Consider the following 18774-nt stretch of genomic DNA (forward strand, 5'->3'; position numbering starts at 1 on the left):
TCATCGCTGAGGCCGGCCACTCAAAGTGCTATTCCCACTCGATGGTTCCCGGCGGCTTGCTGGTCACGTCCAGCACCACCCGGTTGACGCCTTCCACCTCATTGGTGATGCGGTTGGAGATCTTTGCCAGCAACTCGTACGGAAGCCGTGACCAGTCGGCGGTCATGGCGTCCTCGGACGAAACGGGACGCAGGACGATCGGATGGCCGTAGGTCCGGCCATCACCCTGGACACCGACGCTGCGGACATCCGCCAGCAGCACGACCGGCATCTGCCACACCTCGTTGTCCAGGCCGGCCGCAGTGAGCTCGGCACGGGCTATCGCGTCGGCCTTGCGGAGCAGGTCCAGGCGTTCCTTGGTCACTTCGCCGACGATGCGGATGCCGAGGCCTGGCCCCGGGAAGGGCTGGCGGCCCACGATCTCCTGCGGCAGCCCCAGCTGGGCGCCCACCGCACGGACTTCGTCCTTGAACAGCGCACGAAGCGGCTCGACGAGTTCGAACTGCAGGTCCTCCGGCAGGCCGCCCACGTTGTGGTGGCTCTTGATGTTGGCCGCACCTTCGCCGCCGCCGGATTCGACGACGTCCGGGTACAGGGTCCCCTGGACCAGGAACTTGATCTTCTCACCGTGGGCAGCCGCCTCGGCGATGATGGCAAGCTCCGCTTCCTCGAATGCACGGATGAATTCGCGGCCGATGATCTTGCGCTTGGTCTCGGGATCGCTGACCCCGGCCAGTGCCGCCTGGAACCTCTCCTGCTCGTTGGCAACGTACAGCTTGACGCCCGTGGCTGCCACGAAGTCGCGTTCAACCTGCTCCGCCTCGCCTTCGCGGAGCAGTCCGTGGTCCACGAACACACAGGTCAGCTGATCGCCCACGGCGCGCTGGACCAGGGCAGCCGCAACCGCAGAGTCGACTCCGCCGGAAAGGCCGCAAATGACCCTGGCGTCTCCGATCTGCTTGCGGATGCGGTCCACCTGTTCCTCGAGGATGTTCCCCGTGGTCCAGTTGGGTTCGAGCTTGGCGCCCTTGAACAGGAAGTTCTCGAGCACCTGCTGGCCGTACGCGGAGTGTTTTACCTCCGGGTGCCACTGCACGCCGTAAAGGCACTTCTCCTCGTTGGCGAATGCCGCCACGGGAGCACCGGCGGTGGTAGCCAGGACTTCAAAGCCTTCCGGTGCTTCCTGCACGGAATCGCCATGGCTCATCCAGGTGTTCTGGTGGTGCGGCAGGCCGTCCAGGATGGACCGGGCCTCCCCCACTGTGGTGGCTTCCGTGGCGCCGTATTCGCGCAGGCCTGTCTGGGCGACCGTGCCGCCCAGTGCGTTGGCCATCGCCTGGAAGCCGTAGCAGATGCCGAAGACCGGGATCCCGGCTTCAAAGAGGTCGGCACCCACACTCGGTGCACCTTCCGCGTACACGCTGGAAGGGCCACCCGAAAGGATGATGGCGGCGGGGTTCTTGGCCAGCAGTTGTTCGGTGCTGTAGGTATGCGGAACCACTTCCGAATACACATTTGCTTCCCGGACGCGGCGGGCAATCAGCTGCGCGTACTGGGCACCGTAGTCAACAACCAGCACCGGCTTCTGGGAAGTCTGGGATGCAGTGGGAGTAGTCACCGTACTAGCCTACTTGGCACCGCCGTCCGGCCGCACATTGAGAAGCTCCGGGTAAGCGAACTCACAGGACGCGAACCGCCCGCTCAGTAGCGCTTGGACGCCTGCGGATTCGCGGCGAGTTCCGCCTCCACCTCGGCGTGGAACTTCTTCTCCACGATGAAGGACAGGAACGGGATCACACCGCCCAGGGCCAGGAGGATCAGTTTGGCGAACGGCCACCGCATCAGCGACCACAGCCGGAAGTTGGACATCAGGTACACGACATACATCCAGCCGTGCACAATCAGCACCGTGACGGAGACGTTCACTCCCCCGAGGACGCCCTGCGGCTCGGCGTCTGCGAACCCGAAGCCAAACGGCTGGCCTGTCACCGCGTTGGTGCCGCCTGCGAACAGGTACTGGCCGAAGGCGTAGCGCGCAACCAGTTCGGCGCAGAGCAGGAGGAGCATTCCGCCCGTCAGGTATGCCATGACTTTGTAGAACTTCAGGGCGGACCGGATCTGGGCTTCAGTCCCGCCGAACCTGCGCTTCTTGACGGTGCCCGATCCACCGGTCTGGGACGGCTGGGGCTGGATGGCCGGCTTGGGATCGATCATGGCTGTACCTTTTGTTCGGTCGGGCTGGGGGTTTCTGATGAGCCGGGGTGCGGTCCGGCATGCGGAGGTTCTGCTGCGCCTTCGCGGTGTGCACCGTTTTCGTCGTGTTCGTCGTCGAGCTCGTCCTCGAGGTCCCGGCGGTAGTCGTCCTTCACCATCCGCCACCAGATGAACAGCGCGAAACCGGCGAAGACTATCCACTCCACCGAGTAGAAGAGATTGAGCCAGTTCACCTGCTGGGCCGGGGGCTGCGGGCCGATGTTCAGGGGCTTCAGGTTACCGTTGACGGCCGCGGCGCTGACGTCGGTACCGGCGGCCATTTCGGAGGTTGCCGCCACGAATCCCGGGTAGCTGCTGACTTCCCAGGCGTTGATCAGTTCCGCCACGGACACTGCCGTGGCGCGACCGGGTTCGGGAGCAATGCCGGGCAGCGGGGCTTCGGACGGCAGGAGCCGTCCGGTGAGTTCAATGGTGCCCGACGGCGGCGCAGTGGCTTTCGCGGCGTCGGCCACCCATCCGCGGGCGACCGGAATCCATGTCCGGGGCGTCGCTCCGACGCCGCTGAGGACAGGAGCGTCCTGAACCGAAAACGCAGATACGACCCAGAACCCGGTGGCACCATCATGAAGGCGGCCCGGGACCAGCACCTGCTTGTCGGGATCGTAGGATCCCTTGGCGGTGACCATCTGGTCCGCCACGGAGCCATGGAAGAATTCACCCGGCTGCAGCACTTTGACCAGCGGCTTGGTGTCTTCCGTGCCGGACGAAACCGGTGCTTCCGGCTGGGTGGAGCGCCCGAACTGCCATTGGCTGAGCAGCACAAAAACCCCGGAAATGACGATCGCAAACACCAGTCCTGCGATCCAGCGGGGTTTGAGGGCAGTTTTCAACACACCTTAACCGTACTTCGTCCTCGCGTAGAACAACGAAACGGGCGCTGTCCCTAGTGGTCGAAGAACACCAGGCTGGAGTTGATGAGCTCAGCGATCACTTCGGGGTCGTAGGCCCGGCGAAGGGACTCCCTGAACGATTCCTTTGACAGCGAACGGGCCAGGGTGGCAAGGACTTCGAGGTGGTCCGAAAATGAACTTGCCGGCGTCGCAATCAGGATAATGACCGTCGCCGGACCGTCAGCTGCCCCGAAGTCCAGGGCCTTGCCGTACTTGGTGATCCCCACCGCAATTGACGTCCGCGAAACGAACTCACTGCGGGCGTGCGGCAGCCCGACTCCCCCGGGCAGGCCGGTGGCCAGCTGGTGCTCCCGGGCGTTGACGTGCTTCAGGAAGCCTTCGAGGTCCGAGACCCGCCCCGCCGCATAGAGCCGTTCAGCCAACTGGGTCGCCGCGTCGGTCTTGTCCTTGGCATCAAGTTCAAGAATCACCATTTCCGGCGTGGTGAGTTCGGCATCGTACCGGTCCAGTGGTTCCGCCAAGAGTTGTCCCTTCAGTGAGGCAGGAGGTGCGCGTCAGGCATCCGCCTTGCCTCAGCGCAACGGAACGATGTCCTCGACGCCCAGGCGTGCGGCGTCGGCAGATTCATCGTCCGGCTGCTCCTGGCTCAGCCGTTCGGCTTCCACCCGGGCAAGGTAGTGCTTGATTTCGCTTTCGCGCTGCGCGTCGCTCCAGCCAAGAATTTCTCCCATCAGCTTAGCGACTACCGGGACAGCGGACACACCACGGTCCCAGGACTCGATGGAAATCCGGGTTCTGCGCGTCAATACGTCGTGTACGTGACGTGCGCCTTCGTGGGTGGCCGCGTAAACCGCCTCGGCTTGAAGGTAGTCGTCGGCGCCCGGCAGCGGTTCGGCCAGGGCCGGGTTCTCCTTGATGAGCGCCAGGACCTCCGTGGCCATCGACCCGTACCGGTTGAGCAGGTGCTCAATCCGGGCTACGTGCACGCCGGACTCTTCAGCGGTCCGGTTACGCCGGTTCCAAGCCGCTTTGAACCCGCTGGCTCCCAGCAGGGGAATGGAATCCGTACAGCTGGGCGCCACCCGCTCGTCCATGCTGCGCGTCGCTTCATCGACGGCGTCCTTGGCCATGACCCGGTAGGTGGTCCATTTTCCGCCGGCCACCACCACGAGGCCCGGCACCGGGTGGGCCACCACGTGTTCACGCGAAAGCTTGGCCGTGGAGTCGTTCTCTCCCGCCAGGAGTGGACGGAGCCCGGCGTAGACGCCCTCGACGTCCTCCCTGGTCAGGGGCCGCTTGAGCACCTTGTTGACGTGTTCAAGGATGTAGTCGATGTCCTTGCTGGACGCTGCCGGATGAGCTTTGTCCAGATGCCAGTCAGTGTCCGTGGTGCCGATGATCCAGTGTCGGCCCCACGGAATGACGAACAGCACTGATTTTTCAGTCCGCAGAATCAGGCCGACGGTTGACTGGAACCGGTCGCGCGGCACCACGAGGTGGATGCCCTTGGAGGCGCGCACCTTCAGCTGCCCGCGGTCCGTCACCATGGCTTGCGTTTCGTCGGTCCAGACCCCGGTTGCGTTGATAACCTGCTTGGCCCGGATGCTGAACGTGGAGCCGTCCTCGCGGTTGACCACCTTGGCGCCGACCACCCGCTCGCCTTCGCGCAGGAAGTCCACCACGGCCGTTTGGTTGACTGCATGGGCCCCGTAGTACGCGGCCGTGCGGATCAGATTGGCCACATACTTGGCGTCGTCCACCTGGCCGTCGTAGTAGCGGATGGCCCCGACGAAGGCGTCGTCTTTCAGGCTTGGCGCAGCCCGCAGCGTGCCGCGGCGGGACAGGTGCTTGTGGAACGGAACGCCCCGCTGGTGGCCGCTGGAAATGGACATGACGTCGTAGAGGGCAATTCCCGCGCCGACATAGGGCCGTTCGAAGAAAGGCTTGGTCAGTGGGTAGAGGAAGGGAACGGGCCGGGCCAGGTGGGGTGCGATCTCCGAAAGAAGCAGTCCGCGTTCGTGAAGCGCTTCCTTCACCAGCCCGAAATCGAGCATTTCAAGGTAGCGAAGTCCGCCGTGAATGAGCTTGGAGGAGCGTGAGGACGTACCTGCCGCCCAGTCATTGGCCTCCACGATGCCCACGCTCAGGCCGCGGGTCACAGCGTCCAGGGCAGCGCCGGTGCCTACGATGCCACCGCCGACAATAAGGATGTCGAGTTCCTTGCCAGGCTCCATTGTCGCCTTGAGGGCCGCCAGCGACGCTTCCCTCGCGGCGGGGCCGAGTGCCCCCTGTTGAAAGGACGAACCTCCGGAAGAACTGTTCATTTCACGCCTCCATCCGCATCAAACCTCGTAGGTGAACAGACTACTTCCTAGGCATGCGGATGGGCAGGGCTCAATTTCTGCCGGTCCCGGGGGCCGGGACCGGCTTAGTTCAGGGTGCCCGTCAGTTTCCGGAGTACGGGGAAACGACGACGTCGACCCGCTGGAACTCTTTCAGGTCCGAATAGCCAGTGGTCGCCATGGAGCGGCGGAGGGCGCCGATCAGGTTGGACGTGCCGTTGGTGTGGTGCCCGGGGCCGAAGAGGACCTCCTCCAGCGGACCCACGGTGCCGACGTTGACCCTGTCGCCACGCGGCAGCTCCAGGTGGTGCGCCTCCTGGCCCCAGTGCCAGCCCTTGCCCGGCGCTTCTTCGGCGCGCGCCAGCGCACTGCCGAGCATCACGGCGTCAGCGCCCATGGCGATGGCCTTGACGATATCGCCGGAGGATCCCATGCCGCCGTCGGCTATCACGTGAACGTAACGGCCGCCGGACTCGTCCATGTAGTCGCGGCGTGCGGCGGCGACGTCGGAAATCGCCGAAGCCATGGGCGAGTGGATTCCCAGGGCACGCCGGGTTGTGGTGGTCGCACCGCCACCGAATCCCACCAGAACGCCGGCGGCGCCGGTGCGCATGAGGTGCAGGGCAGGCGTGTAGCCGGCCGCGCCGCCCACGATCACCGGAACATCGAGTTCGTAGATGAACTGCTTGAGGTTCAGCGGTTCATGGTCCTTGGAGACGTGCTCGGCGGACACCGTGGTTCCGCGGATCACGAAGATGTCCACGCCGGCGGCGACGACGGTCTTGTAGTGTTCCTGGGTGCGCTGCGGAGTCAGCGAGCCGGCAACGGTCACACCGGCGGCACGGATTTCGGCCAGGCGGGACGTGATCAGTTCCGGCTGGATGGGAGCCTGGTAGAGCTCCTGCATCCGGCGGGTGACGGCGGGACTGTTGGTCTCGTCATCCAGCGCCCCGATCTGGTCGAGTACCGACTGGGGGTCCTCATAGCGGGTCCACAGTCCCTCGAGGTCGAGCACGCCCAGTCCGCCAAGGCGGCCCAGGGCAATGGCGGTCTCGGGGGACATCGCTGAATCCATGGGCGCCGCGATGACCGGCATGTCGAACTTGTAGGCATCTATCTGCCACGAGACCGAAACGTCCTTGGGATCACGCGTCCGACGGTTGGGGACGATCGCGATGTCATCCAGGGAGTAGGCACGACGCCCACGCTTGCCACGGCCAAGCTCAATCTCATAAGTCACGTGACCACTTTACTTGACCACGCCGGATACGGCGGGGCGACTCCCCGCCGTCGCCAGGAAAACTGATAGTCCACACTTTATTGACACGATTTGTCAACCATTTACAAGTTGTGAAAATACCTTTACGTTTACTCTCGGTTACCACCTGATACACCACGTGACCGTCCATCACCCCACCATCCGGGCCACACCTATGCCCGATCCGAGAAAGAAGCTCCTTTTGGCAAAAGCAGCAAGTGCACCAATCAGGCGCCATCGCATATTGGCGCTGTCGCTCGCGGCAGCAGTCGGCACCCTGGCCTTCGCGAGTTCACCGGTCTTCGCCACCACTGGAACCGGAGACGGTTCCTCCCCAGGAGCCGCCGCGGCCCAGAGCCCCCAGGGGCAGGCTGTGGCCGCAGGCGAGGCCTATACAAAGTTCATCGTGGACTACAAGGAAAGTGCGGCCAACTCCACGCCTAACGGCCGCGCCAACGCCTGGGGCAAGGCAGCCAACGCGCAGGGCGTGACAGTCAAGGAAGTCCGCACCCTGGCCACCGGCGGAACGCTGATCGAGGCGGACAAGGCCCTGGCCGGGCAGGCGGCCAAGGACTTCATGGCCGGGATTGCGGTCTCGGGGTCGGTCGAATCCGTAGAGCCCGACGCGCGGATGACAGTGGCGCTCACACCCAACGACCCGCGCTATGGCGAGCAGTGGGACTTCACCGCCACGAACGGCATGCGGATTCCCGGTGCGTGGGACGTCGCCACCGGCACCGGCGTGACAGTGGCCGTCATCGACACCGGCATCACTGCCCACCCCGACCTGGACGCCAACGTGCTCCCCGGTTACGACTTTGTCTCGGACGCCACCGCTGCACGGGACGGCAACGGCCGCGATGCCAACGCGCAGGACCAGGGCGACTGGTACGCCGCCGGCGAGTGCGGCCAGACGACGGCCGGCAACAGCTCCTGGCACGGCACCCACGTGGCCGGCACCGTGGCAGCCGTGACCGGCAACGCGACCGGAGTGGCCGGCGTGGCACCCAATGCCAAAGTGGTCCCGGTCCGCGTCCTCGCCAAGTGCGGCGGTTCCCTGTCCGACATCGCCGACGCGATCATCTGGTCAGCCGGCGGAACCGTCTCGGGCATCCCGGCCAACGCCAACCCGGCAAAGGTCATCAACATGAGCCTGGGCGGATCCGGCTCCTGCGGCACCACCTACCAAGCGGCCATCGATTCCGCAGTTTCGCGGGGAGCCACCGTGGTGGTTGCCGCCGGCAACAGCAACCAGGATGCTTCCGGTTTCCGCCCGGCGAACTGCAACAACGTTGTGAGTGTGGCCGCGAGCAACCCGGGCGGCAGCCTCTCCTACTACTCCAACTACGGCGCCACGGTTGACCTGACCGCACCGGGCGGAGACGTCAGGGTGACCGGCGGCGGGATCCTCTCCACCATCAATACCGGCACCACCACGCCGTCTTCGGCGGGCTACGCCAACTACCAAGGGACATCCATGGCGGCCCCGCACGTGGCCGGGCTAGCTGCACTTATGAAATCCAAAACCTCCTCCCTCACCCCGGCCCAGGTCGAGTCCACGCTCAAGCAGGGAACCCGCGCGATGCCGGGCGGCTGCACCACCGGCTGCGGCGCCGGCCTCTCTGACGCCACCAAGACCATGGGACTGCTGGGCGGGACCACTCCCCCGCCGTCAGGCAACCTCCTCCTGAACCCCGGCTTCGAAGAGGGCGCCGCCTCATGGACCTCTGACCACGCCGATACCTTCGAAACCGGTACAAATGCCCGGACCGGTTCCCGCTTCGCCGGACTCAACGGCTGGGGCCAGGCGACGTCCTACAAGCTGGACCAGGCTTTCGCAGTCCCCTCCACCGTGTCCGCCGCGTCGCTGTCCTTCTACTTGAAAGTGCAGTCCGACGAAACGACTGCCAGCTCGGCCTATGACACCCTCAAAGTCCAGATGATCAGCGGCGGCACCACCACCACGCTGGCCACGTACTCCAACCTCAACGAGTCCACGGGCTACGTGCAGAAGCAGCTGGATCTTTCCGCCTACAAGGGCAAGAGCGTGACCCTGCGCTTCCTGGGTGTCGAGGATTCATCGCTGTCGACGTACTTCTACCTTGATGACACGTCCGTGACCACGTCCTAGCTCTCCACTCCAATAAAGACCGAACCGCCGGCCGCGCGCTCCTGCGCGGCCGGCGGTCCGGTCCTTGGACAAAGCTCGAACACCGCCGACTACGCCCCGGCGGAAAGGTCAGATCCCCTCGGCCTCGTCCACCGTGAGCTGCGATTCGAACATCCTGAAGTACCGGCCACGGAGAGCCACCAGTTCGCGGTGGGTTCCCTGTTCCACGACCCTGCCGTCTTCCAGCATGTAAACGATGTCCGCCTTCTCGATCGTTGCGAGCCGGTGGCTGATGGCGATGATGGTGCTGCTTCGGTCGGCGAAGAGGCGGGTGAAGATCCGGTGTTCGGCGAGCGCGTCGATCGCCGACGTCGGCTCGTCCATCACCATGAAAGAGGCGTTCCGGTAGAAATTCCGTGCCATGGCGAGCCGCTGCCACTGGCCGCCGCTCAGTCCGCTGCCCTTGCGCCCGCGCGGGTCTTCCATCCAGTTGCTGACGTGGTTGTCCAGGCCGTTGGGCAGTTTGTTGATGAATTCGAGGGCCTCGGCATCGGAGGCCGCACGCCGGATCCGCTCATCGTCCCGCGGCGAATCGACGTCGCCAAAGAGAATATTCTCCGCTGCCGTGGCGAACTCATATTTGAGGAATTCTTGGCTCAGCACCGCCAGATGGCGGTGCCAGGACTTGACGTCGACGGCGGCGAGGTCGACGCCGTCGAGCATCACCTGCCCCGAATCGGGGCGGTAGAGGCCGGCGAGAATCCGGATCAGGGTGGACTTCCCGGCGCCGTTCTCCCCCACGATGGCGATGTGCTGGCCCTCGCGGATGGTCATGGTGATGCCGCGGATAACCTCGATGTCGCTGCCCGTGTACGTGAACCGGATGTCCCTCAACTCCACGGTCTTCGGAGCCTGCAGGAGCGGCGGAGCGTGCTCGGAGTGCACGGGCAGCGCCATGAATAGCTCGTAGTCCTTAAGGTTCGCCAGGTCCTCGTCGATGGAGCTGAGCGAAGAGACGAGGTTGTTGGCCGTGGACAGCGCCCGGCTGACGATCTGCTGGACGTACAGGAACTGGCCCACCGGCTGGGCACGGGCGATGATCTGGCCCACCACCCAGATCAGCGAAACAACCTCGGCGCCGTACTGCAGGGCGTCCGCTGCCAGCTGCTTGGGAATGTAGCGCTTCTGGAAATCAAGCCGCCGCTTCTCGTCGGCGTCCCGGAGCCGGGAGCGCAACCCCATGAGGTAGCCGACGATTCCGTACAGCCGCATCTCGGCAATGTGCTGCGGCCGCAGCAGGTTGGTTTCGATCATCCGGCGTTGCCGGCGGGAATCCACCTGCGTATTCCAGTGGGCGATCTGTTCCCGGGACAGCTTGAATTGCAGGTACACGCTGGGAACGATGGCCACCAGGACGATCACGGCGATCCACCAGCTCACAAGCAGAAGGGCTCCCACGGCCAGGATCACGGAGACCAGCTGGGTAAAGATCGCGGCGATCCGGTCCAGGACCCGGGCATAGGAATCGGAGAACCGCTTGGCGCGGTCGTACAGGTCCACCGTCTCCTTGTCGTCATAGCGCCAGAAATCGAGGGCCAGGAACCGCTCGTACATGAGGTCCCCCACGATGGCCCCCACCCTGAAGCTCATGAGCTGCTGGATGTAGCGGTCCACACTGCTGAAGGCACCCCAGAACAGACCCAGCGCGGCGGTGATGATGACGTAGACGATCGCCCGCTGGCCCTCGGCGGCGTCGCCGGCGTACGCGGCCGCCAAGGCCGTGGTGGTCAGGGCGGCAAAGTAGGTGGTGACCAGGGGCAGCAGCGCCGAGATCAGCGAGCCGACCACCTTCATCACGACGGCGGCAGGAGAGGCCCGGAAGCTGACCCGCAGAACCTGCGCCACAGCCCGCGCGTACGGCCGCACGGCAAGCCGCCGCTGAGGGTCCCTTTTTGGGTTCAGTTCGGCGGGATGGCGTGGTTGGGACATGCATCCAGCCTAGTGCTGCGGAACCGGCCTGGCGGCAGGGTCAGTACTTCTCACCGTACTGGTATTCAGGGAGATCAAAGCATGCACTGTAGCCCGCAATCCGAAGCGTTTCCGGTGGCTCCTCGAAAGAGACCAACAGGTGGGTGCCGTCCTCGTGCAGGAGATCGAGCGACCGATCCCCGTTGAGGGTCTTGTCTTCTGAAACCTTCCACCCTGCCCGGCCGGACACTGCAGCGGCCACCTCATCCAGGAACCCGTCGCGGTCCACTCCCGGCATCAATTCGGCTTCGGCATCACCGGCCCATTTCTTCCGCTCGCCGTCGCAACGCAGCAGGCTTGAGGTGTCGTTTGCCCACGTTGACACGACCGCGTCTTCGGGCAGCAGCGCCACGATTTCCTTTTCCATCGACATGACCTTGGATTTGGCTGATTCGAGGCTGATGTCCATGTCTTTTCCGTTTCCGGCCTGCCCGCATGAGGCCACCATTGCAGTGAGTGCTATTGCCCCGGCTACCCGCCAGGCGGTTGTCCACCCGTGTCCGGCCCTACCGATCACGGAGTTCCGTACGGACGTCGTTGATGGCCTTTTCATTCCAGGGATCCGTGGTGGCGATGAGGCTGTGGTTGTCGATGCTGTAGGCCTGTGTCCATTCGAAGCCCCCCGGCGGCTCATAAACGTGCTTTTCAAAGGCGGGCTCCTTCATCGGGTAATTCTCCCCTACAAGCCCGTTTGCTTCGGCGGTCAGCAGGATATCGGGGTAGGTGAAACTGGAATAGTCGGTGCCGGGGTCAGGCTCCCAGCCAGGAGGCATGGCAGCGCCGGACAGGGCTACGAGCTTGTCAAAGTGGGCTCCTTCGATCTCCGCCCCGGTGAGGTTCCGAAGTCCCCAGCTGTGGCCCATGCCCACCGACTGGGCCCCGGACGGCAACTCAAGGTCGACAGCGGCCTGGAAGGCCCGCAGGACTGGAGCCGAATCGGCCACGAACTCATCGCTCTTGGCCTCCACCAGGAATGCCTCAACAAAGCCACCGTCGGGAAACTCCGATCCCTTGTACACAAACGCCGCGGTCCCGCCCGACTTGTCCGCCTCAACCAAGCGGTTGGCCAGCTGTTGCGGGCCGCCGCCATAGAACGACGCTTCGTTGGTGGTGGTGCCGGGAACATACGTGATCATCGACGTCGTGTGCCCGTCATAGCTGCCGATGAGTTCCACGATGGACTGTTCACCGGGATCATAGGCGGCGAGCTGGATTTTCCCGTCGACCGCCCGCTGGAGATACGCCAGTCCGGACTGCCGTTCCCGCCAGGCCTCGTGCTCGGCGGCGAAACGCACCGGATAGGTCGAATCCATGTTCCAGGGGTTGAATTCCGGTTCCGGATCCTTTGTTTGGAGCCAGGCAATCCGTTCCTGGGCGTTCAGTCGGTTGGCCTCGACCCGCACATTGAACGGTATGCCGTTCGTGTTCCCTGCCAGGTCCGGGTGGTCCCGGATGAAGTCGTGATGCTGGGCGTCGGTGAGGCTCAGCCACCAGTCCCGGACCTCGGGGGCGGACTTGCCGGCGATATTCCCCGGGCCGGGCGTTCCGGAGCTGCCGCCGGACGGCCCGGACACAGCCGCACCTCCGGCGGCCGAGCTAGCCGATTCCTGCTCGTTTGCCTGGTGCAGCAGCGTGTCCGCGGCCTGGTCAAGGAAAAGGGCTGCTGCCCTCATCGAGCGGCTATGGGTTCCTCTCCAGTCCTGGCGGAACCTCTCTGCATCAGGGCCGGGCCACGGGGTTCCGGCCACGCCGGCATTGAAGGAAAGCCGCTGCCCGTCCAGCATTCGACCGGCCGACCGCATCGTGGCGGCGAGCTGCCTCAGCTGCGCCACATCGGCCCCGTGGAATCCGCCTGCCAAACCATCCCCCAAGGCCGGTGAAGTATTTACTCCATCGAATATACAGACTCGGCAGCCCGAAGGGGATGGGGAAGACTCCCCATCCCCTTCGGACCGGCGGACTTAGCGTGAGCCGTAGTTCGGGGCTTCCACCGTCATCTGGATGTCGTGCGGGTGGGATTCCTTCAGGCCGGCCGGCGTGATGCGGACGAACTTGCCCCGTGCCTTCAGCTCGGCAACCGTGGGAGCACCGGTGTAGAACATGGTCTGGCGGAGGCCGCCCACCAGCTGGTACGCAACGGACGCCAGCGGGCCGCGGTAGGCCACGCGGCCTTCGATGCCTTCCGGAATCAGCTTGTCGTCGCCGGAGACGTCGGCCTGGAAGTAGCGGTCCTTGGAGTAGGACGTGTTCTTTCCGCGGGTCTGCATGGCCCCAAGGGAACCCATGCCGCGGTAGCTCTTGAACTGCTTGCCGTTCACGAAGATGAGCTCGCCCGGTGATTCGTCACAACCGGCCAGCAGCGAACCGAGCATCACGGTGTCGGCGCCGGCAACCAGCGCCTTGCCGATGTCGCCCGAGTACTGCAGGCCGCCGTCGGCAATCAGCGGGACGCCGGCCGGGATGGCCGCCTTCGCGGACTCGTAAATGGCGGTGATCTGCGGAACTCCGACGCCGGCCACAACACGCGTGGTGCAAATGGAGCCCGGTCCAACGCCCACCTTGATGCCGTCGGCGCCGGCGTCGATGAGCGCCTGGGCGCCTTCGCGGGTGGCAGCCTGCCCGCCGATGATGTCCACATGCGCGGCCACGGGATCGGACTTCAGCCGGCGGATCATGTCCAGCACACCCTGGGAGTGTCCGTTGGCGGTGTCAACGAACAAAGCGTCCACACCGGCGTCAACGAGGGTCATGGCACGCTCCCAGCCGTCACCGAAGAATCCGATGGCGGCCCCGACGCGCAGCCGGCCTTCGTCGTCCTTGGTGGCAAGCGGGTATTGCTCGGCCTTCGTGAAGTCCTTGGTGGTGATGAGGCCCTTGAGCCGGCCCTGGTCGTCAACCAGCGGAAGCTTTTCGATCTTGTTGGTGGCGAGCTTGTGCGACGCTTCCTCGCGGCTGATGCCCACATGCCCGGTGACCAGGGGCATCTTGGTCATAACGTCGCTGACAAGGCGGATGGGGAAATCCGCTTCCGGCACGAAGCGGGTGTCGCGGTTGGTGACAATACCGAGGAGCCGCATGCCCTCGTCCACCACCGGCAGGCCGGACACGCGGTAGTGCGAGCAGATCTCGTCCAGTTCAGCCAGGGTAGCTTCCGGCCCGATGGTCAGCGGGTTGGTGATCATCCCGGATTCGCTGCGCTTCACACGGTCCACCTGGTCGGCCTGGTCCTGGATGGACAGGTTGCGGTGGACCACGCCCAGGCCGCCCTGGCGGGCCATGGCGATAGCCATGCGGGACTCGGTGACGGTGTCCATGGCAGCTGACAACAGCGGCGTCTGGACGGTGATGCGCTTGGAGATACGTGAGGACGTGTCTGCTTCTGACGGGATGACGTCGGTGTGCCCGGGCAGGAGCAGGACGTCGTCGTAGGTCAGGCCGATAAAGCCGAACGGGTTGTGTTCGGGCTGGGTCATGAGTGCGCCTCTTACCTTAATTCCGGGGTTCACGGGTAGGGGTTGCAGCTGATGACCAGCCCGTCATTACGGGACTGGCCTGTGCAGATGGTGGTGCCTTGGTGCGGAAGTGTTGAATAAATTCTAGAACCTCTGCGGCGATCCCCATATTCCGCGGCGGTAATGTGAGCAACCGCACGTGCCCGCAGGTCACGCCGGCTCAGGTCCAGCCGGTGGCGGCCAGCAGCCGCTGTTCGAACATGGGAATCATGCTCTGCACATACGTTTTCGTCAGGTGGTTGTCGTCCTTGTAGACGTAGATGTTGCCCACCACTGCCGGGCAGATTCCGTCGGCGCAGATAAAGTCGCTCATGTCCATCAGGTGGAGGCCGGCCACCTTGCCGCGGTACTGGCCCAGCGGTGACGAGTCGGCGAGCGCTTCACCGAGCGGCGGATTGCACTCCTCCGCGGCGGCCCCCCTCTTTTGCACGCACTCCGGCATGTTGAACCCAAACCGCGGATTGTCGCGGACGCCCACGACGTCCATCCCGGCGTCCGTGAACGGCTTGATGCCCTCCAGGTAACCAGGCACTTCCGTTTCGAACGGCGCTTCGACATGCGTCAGGGATGCAACGGTGAACACGGCGTCCGGCTTGTGCTCAAGCACATATGCAGCGCTGGCCTTATTGAAGGCATTGCACTCAGCATCACGCTCGGCCGACTCCGCGCCGAAGCGGCAGCTGCCCTTGAGGAGCGTGACCACCTCCCAGCCGTGCTCCTTGGCGATCGGACCCAGCGCGGCCATGTACTGCTGCGCGTGCGAGTCGCCCAGCACCACGATCCGCTTGGTGACAACGTCCGGCTTGCTGTTCTGCAGACAGCCCGAGAGCAGCGGGTCACTGGGCACATTGCCGTCGGTGCAGAGGCCGTCGATATCCGCCCACTCGTTCTTCATGGCAGCCGGCGCCGGAATGATCCTGGCTTCCGGCGTCGGCTTTCCCGCGTTTTCGGGAGTCAGTGCGGCGGCACCCGGCGTCAGTTCCCTGGGCTGCGCCGCGGCGGCTGCTTCCTCGGCCGTCAGTTTGGTCTGCCACAGTGACACCGGGCCCGCGAGCAGGGCTCCGCACGCCACGATTACGACGGCGTTCCGCCAGATCCGCCGTTGCGGCCAGTGCCATTCGCGCAGCGGTTTTTCCACGAACCGGGTGGTGAGGACTGCCATCGCCACGGAGGCTGCCACGATGGCAAGGCCCTGGACGAGGTTCGGCGAGACAACACCCGTGCCCGCGAGGGCCAGGACCAGCAGCGGCCAGTGCCACAAGTACAGCGCGTAGGAGTTGTCACCGAGTGACACGAGGGGTTTCCAGCTCAGGAGGCGGTCGGCACCAAAGCGGCTGCCGCTCTGGCCGGCCACAATGATTGCCGCCGCCGACAGCGTGGGCCAGAGCGCCACGAAACCCGGGAAGGACCGGTCTACTGTCAGCAGCAGGCCGCAGGACACCATGGCCACCACGCCCGCCCAGCCCAGGATGATCCGAAGGACCTTTCCCGGCTTCAGGTAAGGAAGTGCGAGAGCCAGCAGGGAGCCCAATGCAAACTCCCACAGCCTGGTCCTGGTATCAAAGTAGGCGTAGGCCTGGTTGGTGGCCGTCTGGTCAATGGAAAAGGCCAGCGACGCCGCAAAAATCACGCCGAAGGCCACAGCCAAAAGCATGCGGTAACTGATCCCGGGCCGGCGCAGGACCCGGTGCAGCAGGGCGATTCCCGCAAACACCAGGGGCCACAGGATAAAGACCTGCCCCTGGATGGACAGTGACCAGAAATGCTGCAGCGGGCTCGCGCCGGAGTGGTCCTGCGCGTAGTAGTCAACGGCCGAGTCCGCAAGCAGCCAGTTCTGCCGGTAGAGCAGTGCGGCCCACGCCTGGTCCAGGACATCCGGCCAGCGGCTTTGCGGAAGAAGTGCCCAGGTGCCGGCCAGCACACCCAGGATAACGACGACGGCGGCAGGCAGCAGCCGCTTGAACAGGTGCAGCCAGTGGCTTACCAGCTTGAGCGGGCTGCCGCTTTCCACTTTCCGCACCAAGGAGAGGGTGAGCAGGAACGCGGAGATGAGCAGGAAGATGTCCACGCCGCCGGATACCCGGCCCAGCCAGACGTGGTACGTGACCACCATCAGTACTGCGAGTGCCCGGAGGCCTTGGACCTCGGGGCGGTACCCCTTCCTGGCCGCCTTGTTCGGGCTGGTGTGCGTGGATCCCCTCAGTGCGTGGCTCGTCATTGTTCCTTCCAGCCCGTCACCGCCATGAAACGTTCCTCGAATATCGGTGTGAGGGTCTTCATGTAGGTGGCGGTCGGGTGATTATCGTCCAGGTAGGCAATGATGTTTCCGATCACTGCCGGACACGTGTCCATCGGGCAGAAGTAGTCCGAAAAGTCCAGATTCTTCACGCTCGGGTAGGCGTTGGCCGGAGACTCGCCGGGGTAGGCTTCCGTCCGCGGCATCGCGCAGGCGGCTTCGTCGTCGCCGTGCTGGGTCAGGCATTCGGGAACCGAGCCGGTAAACCGTGGCGTGTCGCGGACGGATACGACGGGAATGTTGGGACCAGCAGCGGCTTCCAGCATCCCGGCCCAGCCTGGATCCATGAATTCGGTCCGGGGCTCACCGTGGCTGACTCTTGTACTGGTGGTGAAAATCAGATCGGGTTGGATCTTGGCAATTTCGGCTGAGACCGCTTTATTGAAATCCACGCAATCCTCCGGGATGGCGGGATCAGCCCCTTGGGTGACCGGGCACAGCGCCTTGACGAACGTCACCACAGACCAGTTGTAGCGTTTGGCCAGTTCCATGACCGGGGTCGCCCATACGCCGGCGTGCGAACTTCCCCACACCACGATTGTCTTCTTGGGCGACTCCACGTCGCCGTTACTGCAACGGATGCCGTTCGGGTCATGGAAGCCTTCGCAGCCGCCGGGGAAATCCGCCCAGTCGCTGCCCACATCGGCCAGGTCCGGCAGGAGGACTGCATCTGCGGCCGCGGTCCCCGAATATCCGGGCATCAGGCTCCTGGCGCCCGGATTATTGTGTTCAGCCTGGGCAAGTGCGGCGTCCGCCTGCAACTGGATTGCATATCGCGCTCCCCCCAGCGAACCCGCAGCAAGCGTGAGAACGAGGGCGATCGAGACGACGGCACGCCGGCGGTTGACCTCCGGCCATTGCCATTCGCGCCATGGTTTCTCAATGAAACGGGTGGTGAGGTAAGCCAGCGTCATCGAGACGAGGATGATGACCATCCCGGAGAGTGGACCGGCGTGATCCCGTCCCGTCGCCGCGAGGGCAATGACAAGGATCGGCCAATGCCATAAGTACAGGGCGTAGGAGTTGTCCCCCAACCGGACCAGCGGCCCGGCGCTGAGGATCCTGTCCACGCCGAATCGGCTCCCCGTCTGGCCGGCAGCGATGACGCAGGCGGCTGCAAGTGTGGGCCACAGCGCGGCAACGCCGGGGAAGGCAGCCTGAACATTCAGCAGGATTCCACAGCTGAGCATAGCCACTACACCGAGCCAGCCAAGTATTATCCGGCCGGTCCGCGGAACCCGAAAACCGGGGAGAATCAGAGCCACGAGTGTGCCGAGGGCGAATTCCCAGAGCCGCGCGCCGGTATCGAAATAGGCCTCGGCCTGGTTTGTGGCGGTAAAGAAGATGGAGTATGCCAGCGACGCCAAGAAGACGCCAACAAAGACGTAGCACAGCAGGATGCGGTAGTGCAGCCGGTACCGCTTCGCAAGGAGGGCTGCGCCGGCAAAAATCAAGGGCCAAAGGATGAAGACTTGCCCCTGGATCGAGAGCGACCAGAAATGCTGGAAAGGGCTGGCGCCGCTGTGGTCCGTCGCATAGTAGTCAGTGGCCTGTGACTGCAGTAGCCGGTTTTCGACGTAGAAAAGTGACGCCCAGCCTTCGGAAATGATGCTGAGCCAGCGTGTGCGCGGCAGAAATAGTGAGCTCGCCGCGAGGACAGCGATGATAACTGTGACGGCTGCCGGCAGGAGGCGCCGGAACAAGTGAAGCCAATGTTTGAATAGAGCCATCGGCCGGCGCTGCTCATACCGGCCGACGAACTGCAGGGTCATCAGGAAGGCCGAAATAAGGAGGAATACGTCCACTCCGCCGGAGACCCGTCCGAACCAGACGTGGTAGGTCACCACCATCAGCACGGCCAAGGACCGCAAACCTTGGATTTCCGGCCGGAACTTCGATTTTCGGCCCGCCTCGACACCGGTGCCGCTGCGGCGCGGCGAGGCCAGGGCTCTCGCTACAGACATAGAAAAACCCCTCAGGCGGACAACCAAAGCATCCATGTTACCGAATCGTAATTTTCATCGCCAATCGCCGGCGCATTCGGGAAGGACCCCCGCCTCCCATTAAGGCACCGCAAGCTGGGAGTTTCCAGAGGAAGGCGGC

The 18774-nt window shown here is 64.3% G+C and carries 13 protein-coding genes; 1 reads left to right on the forward strand and 12 read right to left on the reverse strand.

The window, feature by feature from the left end; all coding sequences use genetic code 11:
• Window positions 1-28: 28 nt before the first annotated feature.
• The 6 genes from guaA to JOE41_RS04385 form a co-directional block, all read right to left on the reverse strand.
• Window positions 29-1618 carry a glutamine-hydrolyzing GMP synthase gene (guaA, locus tag JOE41_RS04360; protein WP_011692708.1) on the reverse strand — a complete coding sequence of 530 codons (1590 nt, stop codon included), beginning with the start codon at window positions 1616-1618 and terminating at the stop codon, window positions 29-31.
• A gap of 83 nt (window positions 1619-1701) precedes the next feature.
• Entirely contained in the window at window positions 1702-2214 is a 513-nt protein-coding gene (locus tag JOE41_RS04365; protein WP_011692709.1) for a DUF3817 domain-containing protein, read from the reverse strand.
• A complete protein-coding gene (locus JOE41_RS04370) occupies window positions 2211-3107 on the reverse strand; it encodes an SURF1 family protein (protein WP_209751076.1) in 897 nt (298 codons plus the stop codon). The genes JOE41_RS04365 and JOE41_RS04370 overlap by 4 nt, the downstream gene beginning before the upstream one ends.
• 50 nt (window positions 3108-3157) lie before the next feature.
• The gene (locus tag JOE41_RS04375) at window positions 3158-3646 is read right to left on the reverse strand and encodes a PTS sugar transporter subunit IIA (protein WP_011692711.1); all 489 of its coding nucleotides are present in this window, start codon (window positions 3644-3646) and stop codon (window positions 3158-3160) included.
• Between the two features lie 51 nt (window positions 3647-3697).
• Window positions 3698-5449 (reverse strand): glycerol-3-phosphate dehydrogenase/oxidase, encoded by a 1752-nt coding sequence (locus JOE41_RS04380; RefSeq protein WP_011692712.1) that lies wholly within the window; start codon window positions 5447-5449, stop codon window positions 3698-3700.
• Between the two features lie 121 nt (window positions 5450-5570).
• Entirely contained in the window at window positions 5571-6707 is a 1137-nt protein-coding gene (locus tag JOE41_RS04385; RefSeq protein WP_011692713.1) for a GuaB3 family IMP dehydrogenase-related protein, read from the reverse strand.
• A 262-nt stretch (window positions 6708-6969) separates the two neighbouring features.
• Between JOE41_RS04385 and JOE41_RS04390 the strand changes: the two genes are divergently transcribed.
• On the forward strand, window positions 6970-8856 hold the full coding sequence (locus JOE41_RS04390) for a S8 family serine peptidase (protein ID WP_245200625.1): 1887 nt from the start codon (window positions 6970-6972) through the stop codon (window positions 8854-8856).
• Window positions 8857-8964: 108 nt separating this feature from the next.
• Here the strand turns inward: JOE41_RS04390 and JOE41_RS04395 are convergent, their stop codons facing one another.
• The 6 genes from JOE41_RS04395 to JOE41_RS04420 form a co-directional block, all read right to left on the reverse strand.
• Window positions 8965-10824, reverse strand: coding sequence for an ABC transporter ATP-binding protein (locus JOE41_RS04395; RefSeq protein WP_011692715.1), 1860 nt, complete (start codon window positions 10822-10824; stop codon window positions 8965-8967).
• Between the two features lie 40 nt (window positions 10825-10864).
• Window positions 10865-11272 (reverse strand): hypothetical protein, encoded by a 408-nt coding sequence (locus tag JOE41_RS04400; RefSeq protein WP_232223523.1) that lies wholly within the window; start codon window positions 11270-11272, stop codon window positions 10865-10867.
• A gap of 97 nt (window positions 11273-11369) precedes the next feature.
• Entirely contained in the window at window positions 11370-12722 is a 1353-nt protein-coding gene (locus JOE41_RS04405; protein WP_209751080.1) for a hypothetical protein, read from the reverse strand.
• A gap of 102 nt (window positions 12723-12824) precedes the next feature.
• Window positions 12825-14336, reverse strand: coding sequence for an IMP dehydrogenase (guaB, locus tag JOE41_RS04410; protein ID WP_011692718.1), 1512 nt, complete (start codon window positions 14334-14336; stop codon window positions 12825-12827).
• 199 nt (window positions 14337-14535) lie between these two features.
• A complete protein-coding gene (locus JOE41_RS04415; protein WP_209751082.1) occupies window positions 14536-16593 on the reverse strand; it encodes an acyltransferase family protein in 2058 nt (685 codons plus the stop codon).
• On the reverse strand, window positions 16590-18635 hold the full coding sequence (locus JOE41_RS04420) for an acyltransferase family protein (protein WP_209751084.1): 2046 nt from the start codon (window positions 18633-18635) through the stop codon (window positions 16590-16592). Before JOE41_RS04420 ends, JOE41_RS04415 begins: the two co-directional genes overlap by 4 nt.
• Window positions 18636-18774: the final 139 nt, after the last annotated feature.

Source organism: Arthrobacter sp. PvP103 (genome assembly GCF_017833075.1).
Taxonomy (GTDB): Bacteria; Actinomycetota; Actinomycetes; order Actinomycetales; family Micrococcaceae; genus Arthrobacter.

Coding starts and splice junctions, on each gene's coding strand:
- JOE41_RS04365 (WP_011692709.1), bottom strand. CDS start 2,214: ATGATCGATCCCAAGCCGGCCATCCAGCCCCAGCCGTCCCAGACCGGT.
- JOE41_RS04380 (WP_011692712.1), bottom strand. CDS start 5,449: ATGAACAGTTCTTCCGGAGGTTCGTCCTTTCAACAGGGGGCACTCGGC.
- guaB (WP_011692718.1), bottom strand. CDS start 14,336: ATGACCCAGCCCGAACACAACCCGTTCGGCTTTATCGGCCTGACCTAC.
- JOE41_RS04415 (WP_209751082.1), bottom strand. CDS start 16,593: ATGACGAGCCACGCACTGAGGGGATCCACGCACACCAGCCCGAACAAG.
- JOE41_RS04400 (WP_232223523.1), bottom strand. CDS start 11,272: ATGGACATCAGCCTCGAATCAGCCAAATCCAAGGTCATGTCGATGGAA.
- JOE41_RS04395 (WP_011692715.1), bottom strand. CDS start 10,824: ATGTCCCAACCACGCCATCCCGCCGAACTGAACCCAAAAAGGGACCCT.
- JOE41_RS04420 (WP_209751084.1), bottom strand. CDS start 18,635: ATGTCTGTAGCGAGAGCCCTGGCCTCGCCGCGCCGCAGCGGCACCGGT.